The 24,593-nt window shown below is 38.6% G+C and carries 25 protein-coding genes; 19 read left to right on the top strand and 6 right to left on the bottom strand.

The genetic code is table 11. The features are described from left to right. Positions 1-7: 7 nt before the first annotated feature. Genes FNN09_RS05065 through FNN09_RS05045 form a run of 5 tightly spaced genes read left to right on the top strand, consistent with a single transcriptional unit; the run spans position 8 to position 5,600 of the window. Complete coding sequence (locus tag FNN09_RS05065; protein WP_143300404.1) at positions 8-850, top strand: protein-glutamate O-methyltransferase CheR; 843 nt, start codon at positions 8-10, stop codon at positions 848-850. 1 nt (position 851) lies between these two features. Beyond that, positions 852-1,676, top strand: coding sequence for a CheR family methyltransferase (locus tag FNN09_RS05060; RefSeq protein ID WP_185968878.1), 825 nt, complete (start codon positions 852-854; stop codon positions 1,674-1,676). Beyond that, positions 1,673-2,245, top strand: coding sequence for a chemotaxis protein CheB (locus FNN09_RS05055; protein ID WP_143300402.1), 573 nt, complete (start codon positions 1,673-1,675; stop codon positions 2,243-2,245). Before FNN09_RS05060 ends, FNN09_RS05055 begins: the two co-directional genes overlap by 4 nt. Before the next feature lie 4 nt (positions 2,246-2,249). After that, positions 2,250-2,975 (top strand): GAF domain-containing protein, encoded by a 726-nt coding sequence (locus FNN09_RS05050; RefSeq protein ID WP_143300401.1) that lies wholly within the window; start codon positions 2,250-2,252, stop codon positions 2,973-2,975. 21 nt (positions 2,976-2,996) lie between these two features. After that, a complete protein-coding gene (locus FNN09_RS05045) occupies positions 2,997-5,600 on the top strand; it encodes a PAS domain S-box protein (RefSeq protein WP_143300400.1) in 2,604 nt (867 codons plus the stop codon). Between the two features lie 136 nt (positions 5,601-5,736). Here the strand turns inward: FNN09_RS05045 and murC are convergent, their stop codons facing one another. Continuing rightward, on the bottom strand, positions 5,737-7,095 hold the full coding sequence (gene murC, locus FNN09_RS05040; protein WP_143300399.1) for a UDP-N-acetylmuramate--L-alanine ligase: 1,359 nt from the start codon (positions 7,093-7,095) through the stop codon (positions 5,737-5,739). 176 nt (positions 7,096-7,271) lie between these two features. Here murC and FNN09_RS05035 point away from each other — a divergent pair, with 176 nt between their 5' ends. Together FNN09_RS05035 and FNN09_RS05030 are read left to right on the top strand one after the other, a co-directional pair. Next, positions 7,272-8,123 carry an MBL fold metallo-hydrolase gene (locus FNN09_RS05035; protein WP_185968877.1) on the top strand — a complete coding sequence of 284 codons (852 nt, stop codon included), beginning with the start codon at positions 7,272-7,274 and terminating at the stop codon, positions 8,121-8,123. 169 nt (positions 8,124-8,292) lie between these two features. After that, complete coding sequence (locus FNN09_RS05030; protein ID WP_143300397.1) at positions 8,293-8,748, top strand: toxin-antitoxin system YwqK family antitoxin; 456 nt, start codon at positions 8,293-8,295, stop codon at positions 8,746-8,748. Between the two features lie 69 nt (positions 8,749-8,817). Here FNN09_RS05030 and FNN09_RS05025 read toward each other — a convergent pair whose 3' ends face one another. Beyond that, complete coding sequence (locus FNN09_RS05025; protein ID WP_143300396.1) at positions 8,818-9,168, bottom strand: carboxypeptidase-like regulatory domain-containing protein; 351 nt, start codon at positions 9,166-9,168, stop codon at positions 8,818-8,820. A gap of 340 nt (positions 9,169-9,508) precedes the next feature. On the opposite strand from FNN09_RS05025, the gene FNN09_RS05020 reads away from it, so the two are divergent. Beyond that, positions 9,509-10,102 carry a ComF family protein gene (locus FNN09_RS05020; protein WP_185968876.1) on the top strand — a complete coding sequence of 198 codons (594 nt, stop codon included), beginning with the start codon at positions 9,509-9,511 and terminating at the stop codon, positions 10,100-10,102. Here FNN09_RS05020 and FNN09_RS05015 read toward each other — a convergent pair. Then, positions 10,097-10,753, bottom strand: coding sequence for a porin family protein (locus tag FNN09_RS05015; RefSeq protein ID WP_143300394.1), 657 nt, complete (start codon positions 10,751-10,753; stop codon positions 10,097-10,099). The two genes, FNN09_RS05020 and FNN09_RS05015, sit on opposite strands and share 6 nt — an antisense overlap. Beyond that, positions 10,746-11,447 carry an NAD-dependent deacylase gene (locus FNN09_RS05010; protein WP_143300393.1) on the bottom strand — a complete coding sequence of 234 codons (702 nt, stop codon included), beginning with the start codon at positions 11,445-11,447 and terminating at the stop codon, positions 10,746-10,748. The genes FNN09_RS05015 and FNN09_RS05010 overlap by 8 nt, the downstream gene beginning before the upstream one ends. Positions 11,448-11,818: 371 nt before the next feature. Between FNN09_RS05010 and dnaG the strand changes: the two genes are divergently transcribed. The 4 genes from dnaG to FNN09_RS04990 are packed head-to-tail and all read left to right on the top strand — an operon-like array spanning position 11,819 to position 16,327. After that, positions 11,819-13,804 carry a DNA primase gene (dnaG, locus tag FNN09_RS05005; protein ID WP_143300392.1) on the top strand — a complete coding sequence of 662 codons (1,986 nt, stop codon included), beginning with the start codon at positions 11,819-11,821 and terminating at the stop codon, positions 13,802-13,804. Between the two features lie 17 nt (positions 13,805-13,821). Continuing rightward, positions 13,822-14,343 carry a pyridoxamine 5'-phosphate oxidase family protein gene (locus FNN09_RS05000; protein ID WP_143300391.1) on the top strand — a complete coding sequence of 174 codons (522 nt, stop codon included), beginning with the start codon at positions 13,822-13,824 and terminating at the stop codon, positions 14,341-14,343. Positions 14,344-14,392: 49 nt separating this feature from the next. Next, the gene (locus FNN09_RS04995) at positions 14,393-15,088 is read left to right on the top strand and encodes a hypothetical protein (protein WP_143300390.1); all 696 of its coding nucleotides are present in this window, start codon (positions 14,393-14,395) and stop codon (positions 15,086-15,088) included. A 6-nt stretch (positions 15,089-15,094) separates the two neighbouring features. Continuing rightward, positions 15,095-16,327, top strand: a complete 1,233-nt coding sequence (locus FNN09_RS04990; RefSeq protein ID WP_143300389.1) for a nucleoside recognition domain-containing protein — start codon at positions 15,095-15,097, stop codon at positions 16,325-16,327. A 60-nt stretch (positions 16,328-16,387) separates the two neighbouring features. Here FNN09_RS04990 and FNN09_RS04985 read toward each other — a convergent pair whose 3' ends face one another. Then, entirely contained in the window at positions 16,388-17,407 is a 1,020-nt protein-coding gene (locus tag FNN09_RS04985) for a DUF4097 family beta strand repeat-containing protein (protein ID WP_185968875.1), read from the bottom strand. Between the two features lie 187 nt (positions 17,408-17,594). Here FNN09_RS04985 and FNN09_RS04980 point away from each other — a divergent pair, with 187 nt between their 5' ends. From FNN09_RS04980 to FNN09_RS04960, 5 genes are all read left to right on the top strand, one after another. Then, positions 17,595-17,948 carry a hypothetical protein gene (locus FNN09_RS04980; RefSeq protein WP_255434031.1) on the top strand — a complete coding sequence of 118 codons (354 nt, stop codon included), beginning with the start codon at positions 17,595-17,597 and terminating at the stop codon, positions 17,946-17,948. Between the two features lie 36 nt (positions 17,949-17,984). Beyond that, positions 17,985-18,800 (top strand): peptidylprolyl isomerase, encoded by an 816-nt coding sequence (locus FNN09_RS04975; RefSeq protein WP_143300387.1) that lies wholly within the window; start codon positions 17,985-17,987, stop codon positions 18,798-18,800. A gap of 120 nt (positions 18,801-18,920) precedes the next feature. Beyond that, a complete protein-coding gene (locus tag FNN09_RS04970) occupies positions 18,921-19,724 on the top strand; it encodes a peptidylprolyl isomerase (RefSeq protein ID WP_143300386.1) in 804 nt (267 codons plus the stop codon). 22 nt (positions 19,725-19,746) lie between these two features. Next, positions 19,747-21,021, top strand: coding sequence for a peptidylprolyl isomerase (locus FNN09_RS04965; protein WP_143300385.1), 1,275 nt, complete (start codon positions 19,747-19,749; stop codon positions 21,019-21,021). Between the two features lie 135 nt (positions 21,022-21,156). Further along, positions 21,157-22,179 (top strand): phenylalanine--tRNA ligase subunit alpha, encoded by a 1,023-nt coding sequence (locus FNN09_RS04960; RefSeq protein WP_143300384.1) that lies wholly within the window; start codon positions 21,157-21,159, stop codon positions 22,177-22,179. 110 nt (positions 22,180-22,289) lie between these two features. On the opposite strand, the gene FNN09_RS04955 is transcribed toward FNN09_RS04960, so the two are convergent. Further along, entirely contained in the window at positions 22,290-22,706 is a 417-nt protein-coding gene (locus FNN09_RS04955) for an OsmC family protein (RefSeq protein WP_143300383.1), read from the bottom strand. A 112-nt stretch (positions 22,707-22,818) separates the two neighbouring features. On the opposite strand from FNN09_RS04955, the gene FNN09_RS04950 reads away from it, so the two are divergent. Together FNN09_RS04950 and FNN09_RS04945 are read left to right on the top strand one after the other, a co-directional pair. Further along, positions 22,819-23,526, top strand: coding sequence for a Crp/Fnr family transcriptional regulator (locus FNN09_RS04950; protein ID WP_143300382.1), 708 nt, complete (start codon positions 22,819-22,821; stop codon positions 23,524-23,526). Positions 23,527-23,708: 182 nt separating this feature from the next. Beyond that, positions 23,709-24,389 carry a phospholipase D-like domain-containing protein gene (locus tag FNN09_RS04945; RefSeq protein WP_143300381.1) on the top strand — a complete coding sequence of 227 codons (681 nt, stop codon included), beginning with the start codon at positions 23,709-23,711 and terminating at the stop codon, positions 24,387-24,389. Positions 24,390-24,593: the final 204 nt, after the last annotated feature.

The raw sequence follows: 24,593 nt of genomic DNA, 5'->3' as shown, positions 1-24,593 counted from the left end.
ACCTGGGATGGATTTTAAACATTATTTGCAAGTATTAAAGGATCATACACCCTACGACTTTAGCAATTACTCCGATAACTCAATAAAAAGGAGGTTGCAAAAAGTGATAGCAGATAATGATTTATCGATAGATGAATTATTGGCGAAAACTCAAAACGATAAAGCTTTTGTAGAGCAATTGGTGGAGGATATTACCGTCAACACTACCGAGTTATTTCGCGATCCCGAAGAGTGGCCTGCTTTTTACGAAGTACTATTGCCTGCTCTAAAAGGGAAAAAAACATTTAACATATGGCATGCGGGCTGTAGTTCCGGCATGGAGGTATACTCCAATATGATCATATTAAATGAACTCGGTTTACTTGATAAAGCCAAAATATATGCCACTGACATTAGCCATGGCATGGTGCGTAAATGTAAAAATGGCAATTACCGATATGAATTTAACAAACGCCAATTACAAGCGTTTGAGACGATTTTGATTAAACATCCAATTGCTGGAATATCAAAAGTCGATTTCTCCAAATATTTTGATATTGATCATGAGAAAGATCAAATTACAGCAAAGGAATTCTTGCGTAAAAAGGTAGAGGTGAAGCAACATGACTTGGTTCAAGAGAAATCACCATTCTACTGTAAATTTGATATCATTTTTTGTCGTAACGTGTTGATATATTTTAACGCAACACTACAGTCCAAAATATATCAAATGTTTCATCGTCAGCTATACCCTAAGGGTGCAATGATACTTGGGAGTCATGAGAGTTTAACGGGTTTTTATAAAACCAAGTTTAAGAAAAATGGCCCCTTGTATGTTAAAACTAACGCTTTTCACTATAAATATCATTAAGATGGCGGTAAGTTTTAACATAAGTGAATTAAGAGCATTAGCACAGCAGTTAAGTAGTGACTTAAAGATGCCATTTGAGTATATGACTCATTCTTTTTTTAAGAGAAGAATGAATTTATTCCTTGACAAAAATGGGATTCGTAAGGTGGAACAGTTACATCAACTGCTTCAAGATAAAAATGAAGCTGACGAGTTTTGTCGCTTCTTTTCAATTGCAACAACAGAGTTATTTCGCGATCCATCCTTTTGGAGACAATTGCGAAAAATATTAAATGAAAAATATTCCACTTCAAACATCAATATTTGGTTGCCCGATGGTGCTTCAGGTGAGGAACTTTATAGCTTATTAATCCTGTTAGATGAAATTAAGCTATTAAGTAAAGTTAATGTTTGGGTTAATCATTGGTCTTCAAAAGCCATTGATAACTTACAGAATGGCCATTTGCAAATGCGAAAGCACGATGTTAACGCCTATAATTATAAGCGTTTTGAAGGAGTTAAGAGCATTGATAGTTACTTTACTGAGTTGGAGAACGAAGTGCATTTAAATACGGCATTGATGCATCAAGTGCATTTTACTCAAGGTGGTGTTAAACAAAAACCAACCGTAAAGTGTGATATTGTAATTCTCCGGAATAGTCTCATTTACTATACGAAGGATTATCATGAAGAGGTGAAAAATGAGATTGATAAGGCTTTGTTACCTGGTGGTTATGTTTGTTTTGGTGTAAAAGAACAGTTAGCTGCTCCGTACCAAAACCGTTTTGAGATAATCGATACTAAGGAAAAAATATATAGTAAGTTCAGTTTTTTAAAAGGCGAATGATAAAAGCAAATTATAAAGCAGTGGTTATTGGTGGTTCTGCGGGGAGTTTCTCTGTTGTATCTAAATTGTTATCTCAATTAAGAGAGGATTTTCCTTTGCCCGTAATAATTTGTCTACACCGTTTAAAGCATGTACGATCTGGTTTGGTCGAAAGTATCCGCTTAAAATCTAAGTTGGAAGTTATCGAACCCAATGATAAGCAAACAATTGTGGCGGGTAAAGTTTATTTGGCTCCATCTAACTATCACTTGTTTGTTGAATACGATAATACATTTTCTCTTTCAACCGAAGAACCGTTGAATCATAGTCGTCCATCAATTGATAATACTTTATCATCAGCCGCCTATGTGTATCGGAATAAATTAATAGGAATTGTATTGACTGGTGCTAATAAAGACGGTGCGAAGGGGATGAAGGACATTGCTGATAAAAAAGGACTGACCATTATTCAAGATCCTAAAACATGCGAAATGGATACCATGCCTAAAAGTGTGCAACGCCTCATTAAACCTGAGAAGGTCCTTTCGCCCGATGAAATATCAAAGTTTTTAAACCAATTAGCTATATAAGAAAATGAGAAAGAATAAACATATCTTTTTGCTGGGAGCCTTGTTCTTCATTTTTGCATTGGTGAAATATGCTTTTATGCCCGACCAAATGCCAACATCCTTTATTATTTTTGAGGTATTGTCATTCTTGGTAGTGCTATACATTATCTATTATATTCTTAACTTTTTTGATACTTGTATGAATGGTGCGAATAGTGCATCTAAAAACAAGGAGTGCATACAGCGCCAATCAGAAGTTAGTAAGTTAAAAGCTAAGTTAGAGGCTCTAAACAAAGCTAATAGTGAAAATAGTAGCGAGCAAAGTGATCATGAGCTTTTGGTACGAGATATTAAGAACTGTATTAGCGATGATCAACTAAGTTCTGTTAATAATATTCTGAATGTGCTGAAAAAACAATTTGAGTTGATGGTGGCTATTGCTTACACATCCAATTCTGAAAAAGTATTTCAGCCGATTAAGTCCATTGGTGTTGATGAGGAAGTAGAGTTACCAGCTATTGATAATGAAGAAGGTTTGCATGGTCAAGCAATAGCAGATAATAAAGCGATGGAGATAGAAGATGTACCAAGTGAATACCTACAGGTTGGATCTGGTATAGGTGAGGCAAAGCCCTGTTACATTTATATTCTTCCATTATTGAATGAGGATAAACAAGGGCTTGTGGTTGAATTGGCAAGTTTTAAACGCTTGGATTTAGTTAATGTGTGGAACAAGGTTATTCAGTCTTAAAAACACCAAGAAACGTTTGTTATGGCTAGATTATCAAAAAAAATAAAACAGTTGTTATCAATGTCGGTGTTCAGCGAGCGCGATTGGTATTTACTGTCACTCGGATTACTGTTTTTACTATTTCTTATTTGGGCAGGGTTCATGTCATTTAACGACTTGTACTTCTCAAGTAGAAATATCATTCTAATACACCGTTCATTATTGGTGTGGGGTATTGATCTTCTAGTTATTTCCATCCCAATTGTTATTCTGGGTATACTTAATTTCAATCTGGAGCAAAAACGAAAGCTACAGACTGAGATTGATCAACTGAAAGATCAACTAAGTCATAATGTTGAATTAGCCGAGAAGATTGGTCGTGGTGAGCTAAACGATATAAAATTAGTTGATGGAGACCTTTCAGAGGCGCTCTATAATTTAGGATCGAACCTTAAAACAACCAAATCCAAAGAGGAGACATATAGTTGGATTTCGAAGGGTAAAGAAAAAATATCTGATATTCTGCGAACACATAATAAAGTGACTTATCTGGCCGATGATGTAATTCGCGGGATAATTGAATATTCAGGAGGTCTTCAGGGCTCTTTGTACCTGCTGCAAGAAAAGGAGTTAGTAAATATTGCCACGTATGCTCATAATCGCAAGCGTTTTGAGAAGCAGGTAATACCTATTGGAAAAGGCTTAATTGGCGATGTAGCTTTTGAAAAGCAACTAATCTACCGAACAGAGATTCCAGATGATTATTTTCATATTACATCGGGCTTAATGGGCGATCAAAAGCCTAAAAGCTTATTGATTGTGCCTTTGTTGCAAGAGGATGAATTGCAAGGTGTATTTGAAATCGCTTATCTTCAGAATGGCTTGCCAAAGCACGTGTTAAAATTTGCTGAGGAGTTGAGTACCGTTATTGGACGTACTTTTTATAACCTGAAAATAAATGAGCGCACCGAGTTACTCTTACAAGAGTCGCAAGAAATGACTTTGACCCTAAAAGAGAACGAGAAACAGTTGCAAATGAATGCTGCTGAAATGTTGGAGGCGCAAGAAGACTTGGAGAAGTCAAACAAGCTACTCGAAGGACATATTCAGGAAGTGGAACATGCTCAACAGCGTTTGGAGGCTTTATTAACCAATGCATCCGAGTTTATATCAATTTACAACGAAAAGCAGGAGTTAGTATTTGAAAGCCCATCGGTAAAGCAAATTTTAGGTTACGGACCAGATGATGAAGTGCAGGGTATGGATCCTGAGCTGATGACACCACGAGGTTATAAAACCATTAATAATTTATTCCAGTATTTACTAGAGACACCAGGTGGTGAACAAAGCGCTCAGTACACTTATTTAAAAAAGAGTGGTGAGAAACTATTTTTAGAAACGAAGGGTAAGAACTTGTTGCACGACCCTGCTATTAAGGGTATTATTTTCAACACCCAGGATATTACAGAACGTAAGCGTGCTGAGAAGGAAGAGCAGATGAAGAGCCGCATGCAATCGCTTTCTGAAAACTCTCCCGATATGATTATTCGCCTTAATACTGGCGGTAAGCTGGTATATGTCAACCCAAAGGTGGAGGATTTCATTGGCGTTCAAGCAGCTAGTTTGGTGAAAAAGCGTGTTACCGAACTAAGCATCGATGAGCGTTTTAAGAATTACATGTTGGAGGCCTTAAAACAAATACGCTCAGAGGAGCAGCAGATTATATCTGAAATAGAGGTAGAGGCGGCTGAGCAAACTCTCATCATGGAGATTAAGGCCATTCCAGAATTGAATGAGGAAAAGGAGTTAGAGTCTGTGCTATTTGTGGCGCACGACATGACTGACTTTAAGAAGATTGAGCAGGAGATTAAAGAGAAGAACAAAAAGATATCAGACAGTATCAATTATGCACAACGTATTCAAACGGCTATTTTGCCCGATACGAACGTTCTGCAGCAGTTCTTTCCGCGTTCGTTTATCTTCTATCGTCCAAAAGATGTGGTAAGTGGCGATTTCCCTTGGATGTTTAAAAAGGACAACCATTTTTATGTGGCAGCGGTTGATTGTACAGGTCATGGCGTGCCAGGTGCTTTGTTATCGTTCATTGGTTATTTCTTGATGAATAACATTGTGAACGCTAGTGCTGATGTTACTGCGGCTGAGCTATTGGACAAGCTTCATTTAGATGTACGTCGTACCCTACGTCAGGATCAAGAGGGATCCAATGGCCGCGATGGTATGGATTTGGCTTTGGTTAAAATTGATATGGAATCTAATGAATTGCAATTCTCAGGTGCTCATAATCCATTGTATTACTTGAGTGATGGAGAATTATCTGTTTACAAAGGTTCTCGTAAAGGTATTGGAGGTAAACCACTCAAGCGTAAGGTTGAAAAAGATTTCGAAAACAACATAGTACAATATAAGCAGGGAGATCAATTCTTTATTTTCTCCGATGGTTTACCTGATCAAACGGGTGGGCCTAAAGGACGTAAATATCAATCGAAGCGAATTAGAGAGGCCTTAGAGGTAGAACCAAATCAAACAATGGCTCATTTTGAGCGTCATTTCTCCAATGATTTTTACGATTGGATGGGAGAGCATAAACAGGTTGATGATGTGCTCTTAATTGGTGTTGAGTTGTAGGCACTGCACAACTAGCCCATTGAAACAGATTTTGTCAACTGATTACTACTCTTAATTTATAGGAGCTTATCTTACGAGATGTAAATAATTGCGTCAAGCTCCTCCTGGTAGAGGAGGAGTGTCGCAAAGGTTTCGACTATGAGAGTAATTCTTTAGCCAGTGCTTTAATATCTTGGCCAGATAAATTCCCCGATGTCATAATCAGTAAATTCTTGTGAGTGTAATCTTGTTCCTTAAGCCATTGAACTAATTCACTGGAATCAGTCATGACCAACAAGTCATCCCGATCAAAAGCCTTCAGAACCGTTTCTTTCGATAATTCAGGTAGTTTTTTATGCTTCAATACCTCTGGGTTAAAATACACGATGGCCTGATCCGCTTCGTCCATTGTGCTTTTGTACTGGGGCAGAAAATCTTGATTTAAACTACTAAAGGTATGTAGTTCCATTACAGCAATTAGTTGTCGGTCTTTAAACTGTTGTTTCATGGCCGATGTGGTTGCCTTAAGTTTACTCGGCGAATGCGCAAAATCAAGGTAAATGTTTGAATGATCATTTTTCTGCAATAGCTGTAGGCGTTTAGCTGCACCTTTAAAGCTTTGCATTGCCTTTAAAAACGCATCATCGCTAATACTCAACTCCTGACAAATTAAACGGGCGCCATTCATGTTTTGCAGGTTATGATCGCCAAACACCTCCATTGGATATTCTTCGTTATTCCATTGGATGATGGTTTGCCCATTGTTATTTACATGATCAATGGTATCATAGGCTTGCGTTTTTAATCTATTGTTCTGCTGTTCGGCAATGTTCACCAATTCAGTATCAGCATCAAAATAAATAAGCGAACCATCCTTTGCTATACTATCGGCAAATATTGAAAACTGACTGATGTAGTTTTCCCATGTAGGAAATACATTCATATGATCCCAGGCAATACCTGTGAGCATAGCAATATGAGGTTTATACCAATGAAATTTGGGTGTTAAATCAATGGGCGAGGATAAATACTCATCTCCCTCAAAAATGGCGATTGGAGCCTCTTTACTTAGTTTTACCATGGTGTCAAAGCCATCTAACTGTGCGCCTACCATGTAGTCAAAATCCATGTTTAGTTGCATCAATACATGCATAACCATGGCTGTGGTGGTTGTTTTGCCATGGCTACCGCCAATAACTACTCGCTTTTTATCTTTTGTTTGCTCGTATAAGTACTCAGGATATGAATAGATGTTAAGCCCTAGTCGTTGCGCTTCTAATAGCTCAGGATTATCCTTGCGCGCATGCATGCCCAGTATAATAGCGTCCAAATCGCTGGTAATATTTGCCGTATCCCATCCTTCATTTAATGGCAATAAGCCATGTTTCTTCAGGCGCGATTTCGATGGTTCAAATATTTCATCATCCGAACCACTTACCTTAAATCCTTTTTGGTGCAGGGCTATGGCCAGGTTGTGCATGGCACTTCCGCCAACGGCTATAAAATGTACTCTCATATCAAGCTATGTTTAATCCAATTTTACACTTCAGGTCAACTCATTTGTTACACTTTGGTCTAATACTTAGTTTCTGAAAGAAAATTCAGTATTTCTCAACTACTTAAATGTCTACCTTTGATGCCTGGTATTTTTTATCAAAGGTAAATGTACTTAATAAACCAAAAAGCAGAACAATGAAGCTTATTAAAATAGATACTGGCAATTTTATGGTGGATGGAGGCGCTTTATTTGGCGTTATTCCAAAGGCGATGTGGCAAAGCAAGTATCCGGTTGATAATGATAACTATTGTAATTTATCTATGCGTTGTTTGCTGGTGGATACAGGCGATAGAAAAATACTAATTGACACAGGCGCAGGAGCTAAGCAAAGCGATAAGTTTTTCTCGTGGCATCGTTTAAATGGTAATGACAGTCTACTAAAGTCGTTGAGCAACAATGGTTATCACCCCGATGATATAAGCGATGTAATATTAACACATTTGCATTGGGATCATTGCGGTGGCTGTGTTTATTACGATGATGATAATATGCCACAGGTAACTTTTAAAAATGCCACACACTGGGTATCAGCAAGCCAGTGGGCTAATTACGAGCAACCAAACTCACGGGAGGGAGTTGTTTATTTCCCCGAAAACATGCGACCCGTTTACGATGCAGGTTTACTTCAATTGGTGGATAATAATGAAGAGATACTCCCTGGAATTGAAGTGCGTTTACTTAATGGTCATACCCAAGGTAACTTGCTGCCTATCGTTCACACACCATATGGCGCTATTGCTTTTATGGGGGATTTAATACCTGTTGCACCAAGCGTTCGAACACCATGGGTGGCCGCCTACGATACGCAGCCTTTAATTAGTATTGAAGAAAAACGCTTGTTTTTGCAAGAAGCGCTTGAAAAGGATATCACACTGTTTTTTGAACACGATTTATATACTGAATGCTGCTCGCTAGTTCAGACTGACAAAGGCATTGCCATAAATGACGTTTTTACTTTAAATGAGTTCATTCGAGAACAGCCATAAACTGTTGTTGAGCAGAAAACGTTAAATCACAGGATGATGATTACATTATTGTAAATTAAGTGTTAACTTTGCGTTAACTCATTCAGGGTTTCGTACGTCATATTGATACGAAAAAAAGTATACACACAGGACTTTTGGGATTAGTATAAACGTTTTAAAAGGAGGCCTTATGAAAAAGTTAGTTTTGTTCATGTTAGTGATCTTTGGAGTTGCTGGTGCAAATGCCCAATTGATCGAGAAAGATGGTAAGTTTTACGACAAGAATAATCAGTTATATTCGGGAACACATGTAGAATATTACGAGTCGGGAAGTAAAAAAGTGGAGATGACAGTGGTGGCGGGACTGAAACAAGGTCCAACAACACTTTATTTCGAAAACGGTAAAGTACAAGAAGTTCGTAGTTTTGATAAAAACAAAATGAACGGCACTTGGCTAACGTTTGAAAACAACGGTTTAAAAACCGGAGAAGCCAACTACAAAGGTGGTAAAAAGCATGGCAAATGGTTTATTTGGGACGAGAAAGGTGTAAAGCGCTATGAGATGTCTTATAACAATGGAGCTAAAGATAGCACATGGACCATTTGGGATGAATCAGGAAAAGTAGTTGGAACAAAGAATTATTAAAAGTGAAGTAGCATAAATAAGAAAGGCGACCAATTTGGTCGCCTTTCTTATTTATATCCAATACGTTTTTTACATGTCTGAAGTTAAAGCGATGTTTAGGTCTTTTTGCTTGGCCGTATTAAGAGAAAGAGTGTTTTCAGTGTTATACGATACGTAGTCGGTTGATACTGTATACTCACCATTTGTAACATTGTTAAATTCAAAGTTGCCATCAAAATCGGTGTAAACAACCGCATTAATTTCCTCTAAAACTACCTTCACACCAACCAGGATTTCACCAGTTGCTGCATCTGTAATTGTTCCAGAAACTGAGGTAGTTAAATTTGCTTTTGTCTCTTTGGCTTCTTCATTGTTGTCAGCATTAATATTTGAGATACCAACGAATAAAAGAGCGGCTAATAATAATATTTGAGTTTTCATATGTCTTAGTTTTTTGTTTTTAGTTAATCGAATTTCTTAATTGAAATCCTTAATTGTTTGATTACAAAACTACAGCACCTATGTTAGCTAATTGTTAAGCGCACTTTATTGGATGTTTAAAAGTTTGTTAAGTCAGTATGACTTGATATTGGTGTTTAGCTTAAATAACTTGTATTGAAACTATTTGAGACAGCCCTAAATGGAAATGCTTTAAACCGACTAAATGAACCTAGCCCAACATGTCATCAACATAAGTTCAGCGGTAACGCAATTATTTTTCCCACCTATTTGCATATCGTGTGGTACCCATTTATTTAAACACGAAATAGAAATATGTCAAATGTGCATTAGACGTTTACCGCGTACTTATTATGAGCGATGTCCAAGTGATAATCAGGTATCCATCCTTATGTGGGGTCGCTGCAAAATAGAATATGCCTATTCCTTGTTCTTTTATAAAAAAGGAGAAACTGTTCAGCGCCTACTCCATGAAATAAAATACCGTAGTAATAAACCATTGGGTACGGAGTTGGGACGTCAAGTAGCCAAAACTATTGCTGAGTCACAAAGAGAAGAAATAGATGTGGTGGTACCCATTCCTCTTCATCCTAAAAAAGAAAGAAAAAGAGGTTTTAATCAGGCGCATGTAATTGCTCAGGGAATAAGTGAGGTTTTGTGCAAGCCGCTAATTGATTCAGCTGTATACCGAAATACGCACACTGCCTCACAAACTCGAAAGGGTAGATACGAACGATGGCAGAATGTTGAGAATATTTTTAATGTGAGAGCGCCCGAACAATTGGAGGGTAAACACGTGCTGCTGGTTGATGATGTCATCACCACGGGATCAACCATGGAAGCGTGTATTAATCAACTCAGAACCATTGAGGGTGTAAAGGTGAGCGTTGCAAGCATTGCTTATGCTGTTTTATAGTAATTTATTGATGGAATAATATAGCGACACCACAAAGTTATTATTGTACTGGCCAGGCTTACGACTGAACCAATGGGGTTTGGGGTTATAGGCTGGTATGTCCCCATCATACGGTATACGAACGCGATTAATGGAATACAACCAACGTGCATTAATCCAGAAATAGTCGTTAAAATGGTAGTTTAAACCAAATACCGTAGCCCACTCAGTACTTTGAAAGGGTACCACATCATGCGAAGGTAAATCTTCAATGGGGGTGCCATCTATTTCTTCCTCACTCGTGAGAAGAGCCCCAATGGAAATGCCTGCTTCGCCTGAGAATTGTTTGTAACGATATCTGGCAACAAGTGGAAACTGAATATAACTGAGGTGTATTTTATAATCATCGTATTGCTCTTTGTCGGGTTTTGGTGCCTGGCGACTACCTTTTTGAATATAAGCAATGTCCAATTGTAATTGCCACTTTTCACTAATGGGGCGACTAACAAAAGCCCCCAAGTTTAGGCCCACTTTATTGTATCCTGCGTAGTTATCGCCATCAACTTGAGAGAATGAGGTACCAAGTAGTGGACCAGCTTTAAACTCCTGAGCCTTACTGGTACTTAAACCCATAATTAGAACGAGGAACAGTGATGTTAGTATTTTATACATAGGATGAGTTGCTTAAAAGGTTAATGAGTTTAGGTACGCCTACAGTACCATTATCATTTATGAACGTAATATTTTCGTTTGCAGTATACACTGGTTGATTGGGGTCAATAATATAGATTGGGGTGCCAGCTTTAGCGTAGTTTAATAAACCTGCTGCCGGGTATACATTTAACGAGGTACCAATTACCACTAATATGTCGGCCTGCTCTACTAATGTTATGGCGGTTTCAATGGCGGGTACTGCTTCGCCAAACCATACAATGTGCGGACGCAATTGCGCTCCCTTTTCACAAGTGTCACCCCATTTAAGCTCCCATCCGTCGAGGGTATACACCAACGATTCATCTTTGGTGCTTCGTACCTTTTTTAATTCACCATGCAAATGCAATACCTGGCTGCTCCCCGCCTGCTCATGTAAATCGTCAACATTTTGAGTAATGATTTGCACATCAAACATCTCTTCAAGTGCTACCAAGCCATGATGTCCTTCGTTGGGGCTGCACTCTAGTAGTTGCTTACGACGTTGGTTATAAAACTCCAGCACCAAATGTGGGTCACGAGCCCATGCTTCAGGACTGGCCACTTCCATTACGTCGTGGTTTTCCCATAGACCGTTATTATCTCTAAAGGTTTTTATGCCACTCTCGGCACTTATGCCAGCACCTGTTAATACGGCCAACTTTTTTTTACTCATAGCAAACTTGTTTGCAGCAGTGTGACTTTGGTTAAATAAAGAATCAACTATAAAAGTAAACGAAAAGCCTGAGTATTCAAACTTGTTAATTCTCCCGACAAGGGCAGGAACACTTCCGCTCATTCTGAAATGCTCGCACCGACGGCAGGAGATTTTTCTGTATTATACAACCTCGCCTGTCTGTACTTCTCCTAAAATTCAGGGGGGGGCGGTTTTTCATCCCTCTCATCCTTGCCCAAGGGGAGTACCACAAAGTGGGGAGATGGTTCAAATGTTTGTAAGCGAATTCCCTGAATGGAGACCACTGTTTCAATTCAAAAATGGCTTATTTTTCTATCTTTGTACACCGCAAAAAACAAATAGTTCCATACATGATTGATCAGGTTACAGTAGATAAAGTTTTGGAAACAGCCAATAGTCAAATTATTGAGGTTGTATCCGACTATGTAACACTGCGTCGACGAGGAATTAATTACTTGGGTAATTGTCCGTTTCACAACGAAAAAACTCCATCGTTTACTGTATCGCCCCACAAGGGAATTTTCAAGTGCTTTGGCTGTGGCGAGGGAGGTAATGCCCTCAACTTTGTGATGAAACACGATCAGCTTTCGTTTGTAGATGCTATTCGTGCTTTGGGTAAGAAGTTCAATATTGAAGTAGCTGAGGAGGAGTATTCGCCTGAGCAACAGAAGCAGAGGAACGAACGCGAAAGCATGATGGTTATCAGCGAGTATGCTGGTAAATTTTTCGGTAAAAACTTAACCGATACCGATGAGGGAAAGTCGGTAGGACTAAGTTACTTTCGCAGTCGTGGTTTTCGCGATGATATTATTGAAAAATTTCAATTGGGTTATTCGCCTGAGCAGCGCGATGCTTTTACCAAAAATGCCCTAAAGCAAGGTTATAAAATTGAGTACCTTGAGAAAACAGGATTAACCATTGTGAGGGACAATTATCAGGCCGATCGTTTTCGAGGTCGCGTGATGTTTCCCATTCACAGTTTAGCTGGTAAAGTTATTGCCTTTGGAGGGCGTATACTTAAGAACGATAAAAAAACAGCCAAGTATCTAAACTCGCCCGAGTCGGACATCTACCATAAAAGCCGTGTGTTATATGGTATTTTCCATGCTAAGCAAGAGGTAACACGTCAGGATCGTTGTTACCTGGTAGAGGGCTACACCGATGTACTGTCGTTTCATCAGGCTGGTATAAGTAATGTGGTGGCCTCATCGGGTACTGCGCTTACATCTGATCAAATTCGTTTGATAGCTCGTTTTACCAAAAACATTACCATTATTTACGATGGCGATCCAGCTGGATTAAAAGCATCATTACGTGGTATTGACCTAGTACTAGCCGAGGGCATGAATGTGAAAATTCTTCTTCTGCCCGATGGCGAGGATCCCGATACATTTGCCAAAGAACGAAACGAAGAACAACTTAAACAATATATTGAGGCCCATCAGCAGGATTTTATCAAGTTTAAAACCTCTTTGCTATTAGCCGATGCGCAAAACGACCCGATAAAAAAGGCTCAACTTATTCAGGATATCGTACGAAGCATTTCGATTATACCCGATACGATTACGCGATCGGTGTATGTGAAGGAGTGTAGCACCCTGCTGAAAGTTGACGAACGGGTTTTGATGCAGGAAACAGGTAAGCTGCAAAAGAAAAAGCAGGAGGAGGATTTTAGGCGTAATACGCCAAGGCCATCGAATGGGCCGCCAGATATGCCGCCTCCTGAAATTTTTAATCAACCATCGTCAGGCCCTTCTGCCCCTTCGGCATCACCATCGCCTGGTATTACCGTTAACCCACTGGAGTTGGAGGAGCGCGAAATTTTACGCTTTTTGGTAAAGTTTGGCGAGTTGCCACTTAATCCCGATGAGGAAGAAAAAGTATCGGTGGGACAGTATATTTTACACGAACTAAAGCAGGATGATCTTATGAGTACCAATCCTCTTTATAACCAAATGATGGAAGCTTATGATGCGGTAAGTGAAAACACGAGTACTCCTGCGCTTAAGTTTTTTGTAAATAATTCGAATCCTGATTTAAGTCGACTGGCATCTGATCTGATTGGAAAGGAGCATGATTTAAGCCGAATACATCATAAATTTGGAGTGGTAACCAACGTAGAGGAGCTATTGCCCACATTAGTGCCTAAAATTGTGATGGAGCTTAAATGGAAAAAGGTAAAGATTGTGGTTAAAGAAAAGCGTCAGCAACTGCAGCAAATAGAGATGGCTGGTGGCGACATGGAGGCGCTATTAGAGCACATGAAAGAGGTAAATACCTGGCAACAGGTGCTAACCCATATATCCAAGGAACTTGGCGGACGAACCATTGTATAAAAATAAAAAAGAAAGATATGCAAACATTGAATCATACCGATGTAGAAGTAATTGAGGCTGTTATTAAAAAGGCCAATATATGCTTTGTGGGTGTTGTTGACCCAAACAACAAACCCTATGTATTACCAATGAACTATGGTTATAAAAACAATGTAATTTATCTGCATTCGGCACCCGAGGGTCGCTTAATCGATATCGTTAATAATAACCCAAGTATTTGTATCACATTTTCAATCGATAACGATTTGGTGTTTCAACACCCTGAGGTGGCCTGCAGTTACCGCATGACATCGAAAAGCGTGGTAGTGAATGGTACTGTGCAGTGGATTGAGGATATGGATGAGAAGCGCGAAGCTTTGGACATTTTGATGCAGACCTACAGTGAAAAGAAATTTGAATACAGCGATCCTGCTGTTAAAAATGTGAAGATGTGGAAAGTGCCAATGGATGAGGTTACATGTAAGGAGTTTGGAGCGCCGCACGATGAGTACAAGCTCAAGCGTAACATGGAAAAACTAAAAGGGCATCCGGGTCAATAGTATTTTATATCTTTAAGTTGATTTTTTAACCCAAATAATGGCATTTAGAATGAGAACCTCACACTTGTTTCTACTAATGGTTTTTACGTTATCCACTGTTTGTCGCGCGCAAACAACCATCGATAAAATATATAAAGTTGTTTACTCACAAAACTTTAGCAAGGATAAATCCACCAATGATTTTGATTTTTCCGATGATTCAAAGTGGTTAATAAGTAAAAACGGAAAGCCAGGTAAAGCATTAAAATGTTTAGGAAAAGGCGAGTATGAAAGTGCTCATTCAGGTCCTGCAGTAGTGGCTGTTTTAAAGCAATTTGAACTCAGCGATTTTATCCTGGAGATGGATGTGGTACAAAATGGTAAGGACTTTAGCTTGCTCGATTTCTGTATTTTCTTCGGTATTCAGGATAGAGAGCATTATTGTTTTGCTCAGTTAGCCAGCAAGGCCGATAAGAAGAACCACAACATATTTATGGTAGATGGCGATAAGCCTAAGCGTGTGGGTGCCATTAACGAGAAAGGCGTGATCTGGAAAATGAAAACGTGGCAAAAATTACGCTTAGAACGCTTAGCAGCCGATAAAAGTGTAAAGGTGTACATGAACGATGAGTTAATTTTAGAAGCCACTGATGAATTATTTAATACGGGACACATTGGCTTTGGATCATCTAATAGCGCCATTAAAATTGATAACCTGAAGATTAGTGCACCTTCGCACGAGATTAATCCACAAACTTTCTTTTAATCGCTTATGGCACTTAATTATCTCTGGATAGCTTTCTTTCTTATAGCCTTTGTTGTGGGCTTGGTACGCCTCATCTTTTTGGGCGATATGAATGTGTTTCCCGAGATGATGAATGCGACCTTTGACAGTGCCAAAACAGGATTTAATATTTCTTTAGGTTTAACTGGTGCACTCACGCTTTGGATGGGTTTAATGCGCATAGGCGAAAAAGGTGGGATGATAAATGTGATGTCCCGTGTGATTGGTCCATTTTTTAGTCGCTTGTTTCCTGAATTGCCTAAAAACCATCCGGCTTATGGAAGCATGATGATGAACATAGCGGCCAATATGCTTGGGCTCGATAATGCAGCAACGCCGGTGGGTTTAAAAGCCATGCAAGAGCTGCAAACATCCAATAAAAGCTCCGATACAGCATCCAATGCACAGATAATGTTTTTGGTGTTGAATACCAGTGGACTTACCATTATTCCAATTAGTGTAATGGCGATTAGAGCCACCGAATTAGCTTCGAATCCCTCCGATATATTTCTACCCATTTTATTGGCTACCTTTTTCAGCACCATTGTTGGTATTGTTGCCGTGTCACTGGTTCAGGGTATTAACCTGTTCGATAAAGTTATAGTAGCCTACTTAGGTGGGTTTACTGCCCTTATTGGTGGTTTTATTTATTACCTCACTACCTTAAGCAAGGATGAGGTTAATACCGTTTCCCTATTGGGAGCCAATCTTTTACTGTTCTCCATTATCATCACTTTTATATTAATGGCTATTCGTAAAAAGGTAAATGTGTACGATGCTTTTATCGATGGAGCCAAGGAGGGTTTTAATATTGCCGTTAAGATTATCCCGTTTTTGGTTGCCATATTGGTTGCTGTGGCCGTTTTTAGGGCATCAGGCACCATGGATTTTTTACTGGAGGGCGTGCGAAGTATATGTGCCTTAACAGGTGTTGATACGCGCTTTGTTGATGCTTTACCAACCGCTTTTATGAAACCCTTGAGTGGGGGAGCTGCTCGCGGCATGATGGTGGAAGCCATTAATACGCATGGAGTTGATTCTTTTGCGGCTCGAATGGCCAGTACTATCCAAGGCTCAACGGATACTACTTTTTATGTATTGGCTGTTTATTTTGGTTCGGTGGGCATTAAAAAAACACGGCATGCATTATCATGTGGTTTAATAGCCGATTTTGCTGGTATAGTGGCATCCATTCTTTTGGCTTACCTGTTTTTTGGGTAAAAAAAATCGCCAGACAAATCGTTCCGAAGAATTCATCATCTGGCGATAGAACCGTTTCTTTTATCTGTATGACTGACTGCCCGAACTACTGTTACCAGTAATTTTTATTGGACCTCGTTCGATGATTAGGTTTTTACGTCCGCTATTTCCTTTAGCGTTTAAGCTTCCCGATGAGGCTTTTAAAGCAAAGCTCAACTCCTCGGTATCGTTGCTTAATTCCATATTTACACTGCCCGATGAAGATTTAAACGTAGAGTTACCAGTTAGCTTAACATTGCTTCCGCGTTGGCTTCCACTGGTTGATGAAAGGTTAACAGCACCAGTTACATTATTCAAACTCATGCTTCCCGATGACGTTCCTGCTCTCACATCGCCTCTCACATCATTTATTTTTATTCCACCCGATGAAGCTTCGGCATATACATTATTACCTATCGAACTAATATTCTGACTTCCTGATGAGGTTCTGACTTCAGCTTCTCCGCCAACACCTTCAATACGAATACCACCCGATGATGCTTTTGCTTTGAGGCTACCACCAATTGTGGCATGTTTTTGACTTCCCGATGAAGTGGTTGAGCGAACATCGCCCGATATATTCGAAAGGGAAATACTACCCGATGATGCGGTAGCACTTAGGTTGGTATCTATATCTTGAGCTTTAATACTACCACTTGATGCCTCTAGTTTAACCACAACCTGGCCAATGTTTGAAACGTGGACGCTTCCACTTGAGTTATCCACATCAATGTTTGTATTGCTTGGTACTTTAAAATCTAATTTACCTTTAACATTACGAAGCGAATTGGGGCGATCGATCCATACTCGCAGCGTTCCACCACTCATATTGTGTCTGATTTTAATGTCATATTTTTTCGAACCAGTAACTTCTCCAGTTAGCTGAACATCATTGCCACTGCCACCAACAATATTAACCGAGCAAAAAGATCCCTCTACTTCAATTGCTGTAACGTTATTGTAGGTTTCATTGACTTGGTCTATTACATCCTGCGCTTCAATGCACGATAGGCACAACACAGAAAGTACGGTCATTAATAAGCTGAGTTTTTGGAATTTCATCATAGTATCATTTGGGTAAAACAATCATTTTGAAATGGGACAATTTCTTCTCTATCAAATAGGACGCTTAAAATTTAGGAGAAGTTACAGACATTTGTAAAAAAGTCAACTTTTTATTGAGCGCGTTGTTTGCTTTCTATTAAAACTAAACGCTTGTGCTTTACAAGCGATTGATTAATTTTGAAACATGGCAGATATGACAACCGACGAGTTTGAGCAGGAATGGGATAAATTGATATTGAAAATTAGTAAGCACTTTAAGGTAAGTGCCGAATATGAATTTATTTTATTTGTACTAGGAATTAAGGAAATGGGATGGGGCTTTAGAGAGTATTCTAAAACCGAGAAGATGGATTTAATTAATGTGGCTCGCTGCAGGATTTTAGTACGACAGGGAATAATAAAAGAAACAGGGATTGATGCAGATGGATTTCCTATTTTTGAAGCATCGGCTAAGCTAAAATCGATGATGCCTTCATACCAGAATCAAGTCATCAAAAAAGGACTGATCGAGTATTTTAGAGATGTTGAGTTTGCCTAATATCCACTAGAATGAACAAACAAATTAGATAAAAGCATGAAGTATTTATTGACTATGACTTTGGCTGTTGTTTTGCTTTCGGCATGCAATACCAAATCTCAAGAAGGTGTTTTGCTAATGATGGAAACATCAAAGGGTAATATGAAAATTAAATTGTACGACGAAACACCACAACATCGCGATAACTTCGTAAAATTAGCCGAATCAGGTTACTACGATTCATTGTTGTTTCATCGTGTTATAAATGAGTTTATGATTCAAGGTGGCGACCCGGATTCAAAAGGTGCAGCACCGGGCGTTATGCTTGGTAATGGTGGTCCTGGCTATCAGATACCTGCCGAGATCAATTATCCTACATTATTTCATAAAAAAGGAGCGTTGGCAGCTGCTCGCACTGGCGATAACGTGAACCCTGAACGTAAATCATCGGGTTCTCAATTTTATATTGTTCAGGGAACAAACTATAACGACGAGAAATTTCAATCGATAGAGAAGCGTTATGTTGATATGAAGCGTCAGCAATTATTTTATAAAACACTAGAGGCTTATAAAGATACTTTACAGGCTATACAGCAAACTGGCGATCAGGAGGCTTTTATGGCTATGCGCGTAACAATAGAGGAAGAAGTAGATGCTCAAATGGCAAAAGAGCCAAAGCAGACCATTCCTGAAGAGGTAAAAGAAGTTTACCGTACCCTTGGTGGTGTTCCGCATTTAGATGATAATTACACTGTATTTGGAGAAGTAGTTGAGGGATTGAATGTAATCGACTCAATTGCCTCTGTTGGCACTGCACAAGGCGATCGCCCATTGGAAGACGTTTACATTATTTCACTTGATGTGATTAACTAGTTATTGCCCAACACAAATAAATTGTGTTCGCTTAAAAATGATACCATCCAGTAACTGACTATGACAGGTCGGTTGCTGGATTCTTTTTTTTGTATCTTGCCATTTCAAAACTTAGTATCAATGCCACGATTATTTCTACTTTTAGTATGTTGTTTTAGTTTGTTCTTGAGCCAGGCTCAGGAACCTGTTTCTTACGTTCATATTTCTACCAACCTGGGCACGATGAAGGTAAAATTGTACAACGAAACGCCAGAGCACAGAGATAACTTTTTAAAATTAGTAGGTCAGAAGCATTTCGACGGTACTTTGTTTTATCGGGTGGTAAAGGGCTTTGTCATTCAGGGAGGTTCGTCCGATTCGCGCAATGCTGCACCAGGTAGAGCCATAGGTTATGGTAAAGCGATAAATATCGATGCTGAATACCACGAGAATTGTTTTCATAAACGAGGGGCTCTATGTGCGCCACGTCAGCCCGAAGAAGTCAACCATTTTAAGATGTCTGATATCTCACAGTTTTACATTGTGCAAGGTCGAAAATATAGCACGGAGGAGCTTGATTTAATAGAAAAGGCAACCAATAATCCCATAAAAATAGAGTTAAAGAAGCAATACTACTTGCCTCATAAGGAGGAACTGGCACGATTGAAAAAGGAGGATCCTAAGGGCTTTAATAAGTTGTTGCGCGAGATTAAAGACAAGATTAACTTTCAATACAGTTTATCGGATAAAATCGAATTTACCGAAACACAGCGTCAAAAATATACAACTGTAGGAGGAACACCTGAATTAGATGGTGATTACACGGTTTTTGGAGAAGTGGTTGAGGGAATGAGCGTGCTAAATAAAATTGCATCATCTCCTGTTGATAAAAACAATCGGCCGACAAGTAATGTAACGATTAAAGTGAGCATTGTAACCCAGTAAAAGTTTTAAATTCAGTTTAGCGATGCGTAAGTTACTCTTAGTTCTATTTATTATTATAAGCGCCTTATCCTGTAAAAATAACCGACAGGCAAACAAGGAGATCGACTCTTTTAAAGGTTCCTATCAAACAAATGTAAAAGGTATAGTTAGTCTCCGCACCTTTGATCATTATACGCGTGCCTTAAACGATGGATTTGGCTTTTATGTGGCGCCCAACCTGGTTGTTACTAACCTGAGTTTTATAAAAGGTGCTGCTAAGGTTAAGGCTTCGCCAATGGGATTGGAAGATTTTTCCTTGGTTCAAGGTTTTGTGGCCTACGATCTCAATCTTGATTTGGTTCTGCTCAAAGTATCACGCCGAAATCTCAATTACCTAAGTTTAAATGATGCCACTTTCAAAATGGATTCTGTCTATCAATTATATCGTAAAAAGCGAAAGTTGTATATCGAGGATGATGTTTGTGGTCAGGTAAATAAAACAGACAGTATCGCATTTAAGGATTATAGTGGTGGTCTTAAATCTGGTAAACCTGTTTTTGCTAATAGTCATCGTTTGGCAGGTTTGGTGCAGGAAATAGAAGGTAAAAAGCGTATTCTGGAGCCGAAGTGGATTCAACAACTAATTGATCGGCAGGATAAGACACCAAAGTCGATTTACGAACTTCGCAATAAAAGCAATAAAGTCTATATCTCTCATACCAAAGTGAAGGGATTTCGGATCATTACCAATAAAGGAAATATTGAAATTGCCTTGTCGGACAAAACTCCAATTTATCGCGATAATTTTATCAAACTAGTGAGTGATCAGTTTTACGACAGTTTGTTGGTACACCGTGTCATCAATAATTTCCTGATTCAAACAGGTGCAGCCGATACAAAATACGCTAAAAAGGATGATGTAGTTGGCTGGCAAGGCCCTGGTTATACATTAAAAATGAATGTTGTTCCAGGCTTGTACCATCGACGAGGTATGATAGCTGCGTCTAAACTACCAGCTGATAGAAATAAACATAATAGAAGTGACGGTTCGCAGTTTTATATTGTTGCAGGACGCTTGTTTACGAATACTGAGCTGAATGATTTGGAAATAGAAAAAGGGATTAAGTATACAGGAGCCCAGCGAAAGGCCTACACCACTTTAGGGGGTGCACCTTATTTGGATGGTGATTATACCGTGTTTGGCTGGGTAAGCAAAGGAATGGATGTGGTTGATAAAATAGCTGCTTCTAAAACCTATGCTGTTGATCGTCCCATTGATGAAATACGCATTAAAACCATTCAGATTATTAAAAAATAGAAGTTCCATCCGCTTTTTAGTGGATGCTTGATCAATTGTAGTTTATTTTAAACTCAAAAAAACAAAGTCAGGATACGTCCATCCCAATCGTTTTATTAATTTTGCAAGTCGCTATAATAAAGTAATTAAACAATCATGTTAGATAAAATTAATCAATTAGTTGAGGAGATTAAAAGTCTTGCAGCTTCATCGGCTGAAGAGGCTGAACAGCTGAGAATAAAATATTTAAGTAAAAAAGGTTTGGTTTCGCAGCTATTTGATGAGTTTAAAACCATCCCTAACGAACAAAAGCGTGAAGTAGGTCAGGTGTTAAATGTGCTAAAAACGCAGGCGCTTGATAAAATAAATGAGATTAAGGAGGGGTTCTCTGCCAGTGGACAAAGTGATGTAGGGCTTGATCTAACGCTTCCTGGATCATCTTTTGAGTTAGGTAGCCGTCATCCTTTATCAATTGTAAAAAACGAGATCGTTGATATTTTTTCGCGTTTAGGTTTTACGGTGGCCGACGGACCTGAGATTGAAGATGATCATCACGTATTTGAAGCACTAAACTTTCCACCAGAGCATCCGGCGCGCGATATGCAAGATACTTTCTTTATCGCTACTAATCCTGATGTTTTGTTACGTACGCATACATCATCTGTTCAGGTGCGTGTAATGGAAAAGCAAAAACCACCTATTCGTGCCATATTCCCTGGCCGTGTATTCCGTAACGAAGCTATATCTGCACGAGCACATTGTATCTTCCATCAGGTAGAGGGGCTTTACATCGATAAGAATGTATCGTTTGCCGATTTAAAGCAAACCTTGCTATATTTCTCAAAGGAGTTGTTTGGTGCCGATACCAAGATTCGTTTGCGTCCATCGTATTTCCCATTTACCGAGCCATCAGCTGAAATGGATATCTCTTGTTCATTGTGTGGTGGTAAAGGTTGTAATGTATGTAAATACACCGGTTGGGTTGAAATTTTAGGTTGTGGTATGGTTGATCCTGCCGTATTGGAAGCAAGTGGTATTGATAGCAATGAATACACTGGTTTTGCTTTTGGTATGGGTATAGAGCGCATAACCATGCTAAAATATCAGATTAAAGATATTCGATTGTTTTTTGAAAACGATAAACGCTTTTTAGATCAATTTAAGTCAGCTGGTCAATAGTGTTTACCACGCTTTTAAAAAGATAAAAAATAAACCCTGTTCTATGTGAGCAGGGTTTTGTTTTATGCATCCAGTACTTACAAAAATGATGTTTAACAACATTTTTTGTGTTAATCTATAAGTTGTATTTCGGTTGTTACTGGAATTGCTTTTTTGTATAAGGCTGATACACCGCAGTATTTTTCTTCCGAAAGGTTCACTGCTTTTTCCAGTTTATCTATTGGTAAATTCTGTCCTTTAAACTGGTAGATTATGTGCATTTTTTCATAATATTTAGGATGTTCTTCCGTCATATCTCCCTCTACAATTATCTGTAAATCTTCTACATCCACTCTCATTTTCTTTAATATCGAAACAATATCCATTCCCGTACATCCAGCTAAGGCTGTTAACATAAGTATCTTTGGTCGAGGTCCTTTATCTTCTCCACCATTGTCGGTTCCGGCATCGAGCGTTAGCTTATGACCGAATAATTCTGTCTCAAAAGACATGTTTCCTGTCCACTCAATTTTAGTTGTAGTTTTCATATATCTATATGTTTAAATATTTAATGTAATGTAATTATCTGACCTTTTTATATCTTTGCTTGCAAATTATGACATTTATCACTTTTTTATTCATTCAGTTGTTAATTAAGTTATGAAAAATATTCAAAGTGTCCCTTTCAGCGATGAGGTAGATTTACTCTCGTATGAAATCTTTAGCGGTTTAACAGAGGAGGAATTACTTTCTTTAACGCAGTCGATGAGCTGTACGTTACATAAGCGGAACAATATTTTGTACCACGAGGGTAGTCGTATAAACGGTGCTTATATTGTGATAAAGGGGATTCTGAAGATATATAAAACCGGCTTTGATGGTAAAGAGCAGATCATTCGATTTGCCAAGGATGGTGATTTAATTGGGTTTAGATCTGTTGTAAGTGATGAGTTAGCTTGTACTACGTCTAAAGTTGTTAACGATGCTGTACTGTGTTACCTGCCTTCAGAGGTACTAACCAGTTTAATAAAGGTAAATCCTGAGTTTGCAATGTCGTTAATGAAATTAACGTGTAGAGAGCTGGGAGAGTCCAATAAGTTCTTAACAGATATTGCTCAAAAAACGGTGCGCGAGCGCTTAGCTGAGGTATTACTTCTGTTAATGGATACCTTTGACTTGGATGAGGATTGTACACTTCAGATTTCATTAACCAGAGAGGAACTTGCCAATATGGTAGGTACTGCTACCGAATCTGTCATTCGTTTGTTATCGGAATTTAAGGCTGATAAGTTAATTGAACTTAATGGTAGGAAGATTAAGCTGATAAATATTCCTAAGCTTATTAAAATAGGTAACGTATATATTTAAGCGATATAAAAAAGTTTCACATGAAATCCTCAAGGTAATCCTTGGGGATTTTTTGTAGGTTCTTCTCAAACTATTTAGCGATAGGATTGAGCTCGTATTATTAAAATTGATTGTTTACATGATTGATATTGATTAATATTACCTGAAGTAAACTTCAACCCAATAATACACAATGCGTAACTATGAATGAATTAATCCAATACCTAAAACAAACCCTTGAAGATCGTATCTTTTCTAAAAGCGAGAAAAAAGCCTTAAAAGCGGTTATTAAAGATAAACAATTAAGTAAGCACGACTTAAGTCGTGTAAGAAGTGAAATATTTGCCGAAGCCAGAAGTCACTTGAAAGAATATAAGCAAGTTCAAATTATCGATTGGTTGGAAGAGGCCAATAAATTAATACTACCACAGCTTACCCAAGAGTTTTATTGTCATTCTTATTTTAGTCCAGGGCCGGAGTGTGTCAACACCATTCTTACTCAAATCAGTTATGCCCTTAATAAGATCGATATCTGCGTTTTTACCATTAGTGATAACGATATACGTGATAAACTGGTTTATGCCTTAAATAAGGGCGTTAAAATTAGAATTATTACCGATGATGAGAAGACCCATGACTTGGGTTCGGATATTGAATACTTGCAGAAGAAAGGAGCTGAGGTAAAAGTGGATAATTCGAGTCATCACATGCATCATAAATTTGCAATTTTTGATAATGAGGTTCTACTTACCGGGAGTTATAACTGGACGCGAAGTGCTGCTCAATATAATCAAGAGAATATTCTCGAAACCAACGATACTAAAGCAATAGAAAGTTATCAGAAAGAGTTTGATAAGCTTTGGAATGTGATGAGTGTCTACTAGTGCTATTCTAAATAGCAACGACATATGATTATATATTTCAATATCTATTAATTTACTAATATACAAAAGAGGGTGTCCAAAATTACGGCATCCTCTTTTTTTATGTTTTAAAATTGAATCGCGTTTGTTAATATGCTATACCGCTGAGAGGCTGTAGTTGAGCTGGTATTTTGTTTTAAAGCTAGATATGGAGGCTATTATTCG

This window comes from Carboxylicivirga sp. M1479, from assembly GCF_007097485.1.
In the GTDB taxonomy this organism is placed as follows: Bacteria; Bacteroidota; Bacteroidia; order Bacteroidales; family Marinilabiliaceae; genus Carboxylicivirga.
Note: the sequence above shows the minus strand (reverse complement) of the source record. Positions and strands in the feature narration are given on the sequence as shown.

Excerpts from the sequence above, each read along its gene's own strand:
- FNN09_RS05055 (WP_143300402.1), top strand. The coding sequence starts at position 1,673 with ATGATAAAAGCAAATTATAAAGCAGTGGTTATTGGTGGTTCTGCGGGG.
- FNN09_RS05000 (WP_143300391.1), top strand. The coding sequence starts at position 13,822 with ATGCAAACATTGAATCATACCGATGTAGAAGTAATTGAGGCTGTTATT.
- FNN09_RS04990 (WP_143300389.1), top strand. The coding sequence starts at position 15,095 with ATGGCACTTAATTATCTCTGGATAGCTTTCTTTCTTATAGCCTTTGTT.
- FNN09_RS04965 (WP_143300385.1), top strand. The coding sequence starts at position 19,747 with ATGCGTAAGTTACTCTTAGTTCTATTTATTATTATAAGCGCCTTATCC.
- FNN09_RS04950 (WP_143300382.1), top strand. The coding sequence starts at position 22,819 with ATGAAAAATATTCAAAGTGTCCCTTTCAGCGATGAGGTAGATTTACTC.
- FNN09_RS05025 (WP_143300396.1), bottom strand. The coding sequence starts at position 9,168 with ATGAAAACTCAAATATTATTATTAGCCGCTCTTTTATTCGTTGGTATC.
- FNN09_RS04955 (WP_143300383.1), bottom strand. The coding sequence starts at position 22,706 with ATGAAAACTACAACTAAAATTGAGTGGACAGGAAACATGTCTTTTGAG.
- FNN09_RS04975 (WP_143300387.1), top strand. The coding sequence starts at position 17,985 with ATGAAGTATTTATTGACTATGACTTTGGCTGTTGTTTTGCTTTCGGCA.
- FNN09_RS04970 (WP_143300386.1), top strand. The coding sequence starts at position 18,921 with ATGCCACGATTATTTCTACTTTTAGTATGTTGTTTTAGTTTGTTCTTG.
- FNN09_RS04995 (WP_143300390.1), top strand. The coding sequence starts at position 14,393 with ATGAGAACCTCACACTTGTTTCTACTAATGGTTTTTACGTTATCCACT.
- FNN09_RS05065 (WP_143300404.1), top strand. The coding sequence starts at position 8 with ATGGATTTTAAACATTATTTGCAAGTATTAAAGGATCATACACCCTAC.
- FNN09_RS05035 (WP_185968877.1), top strand. The coding sequence starts at position 7,272 with ATGAAGCTTATTAAAATAGATACTGGCAATTTTATGGTGGATGGAGGC.
- FNN09_RS04945 (WP_143300381.1), top strand. The coding sequence starts at position 23,709 with ATGAATGAATTAATCCAATACCTAAAACAAACCCTTGAAGATCGTATC.
- dnaG (WP_143300392.1), top strand. The coding sequence starts at position 11,819 with ATGATTGATCAGGTTACAGTAGATAAAGTTTTGGAAACAGCCAATAGT.
- FNN09_RS04985 (WP_185968875.1), bottom strand. The coding sequence starts at position 17,407 with ATGAAATTCCAAAAACTCAGCTTATTAATGACCGTACTTTCTGTGTTG.
- FNN09_RS05050 (WP_143300401.1), top strand. The coding sequence starts at position 2,250 with ATGAGAAAGAATAAACATATCTTTTTGCTGGGAGCCTTGTTCTTCATT.
- FNN09_RS05030 (WP_143300397.1), top strand. The coding sequence starts at position 8,293 with ATGAAAAAGTTAGTTTTGTTCATGTTAGTGATCTTTGGAGTTGCTGGT.
- FNN09_RS05010 (WP_143300393.1), bottom strand. The coding sequence starts at position 11,447 with ATGAGTAAAAAAAAGTTGGCCGTATTAACAGGTGCTGGCATAAGTGCC.
- FNN09_RS04960 (WP_143300384.1), top strand. The coding sequence starts at position 21,157 with ATGTTAGATAAAATTAATCAATTAGTTGAGGAGATTAAAAGTCTTGCA.
- FNN09_RS05020 (WP_185968876.1), top strand. The coding sequence starts at position 9,509 with ATGTGCATTAGACGTTTACCGCGTACTTATTATGAGCGATGTCCAAGT.
- FNN09_RS05060 (WP_185968878.1), top strand. The coding sequence starts at position 852 with ATGGCGGTAAGTTTTAACATAAGTGAATTAAGAGCATTAGCACAGCAG.
- FNN09_RS05045 (WP_143300400.1), top strand. The coding sequence starts at position 2,997 with ATGGCTAGATTATCAAAAAAAATAAAACAGTTGTTATCAATGTCGGTG.
- murC (WP_143300399.1), bottom strand. The coding sequence starts at position 7,095 with ATGAGAGTACATTTTATAGCCGTTGGCGGAAGTGCCATGCACAACCTG.
- FNN09_RS04980 (WP_255434031.1), top strand. The coding sequence starts at position 17,595 with ATGGCAGATATGACAACCGACGAGTTTGAGCAGGAATGGGATAAATTG.
- FNN09_RS05015 (WP_143300394.1), bottom strand. The coding sequence starts at position 10,753 with ATGTATAAAATACTAACATCACTGTTCCTCGTTCTAATTATGGGTTTA.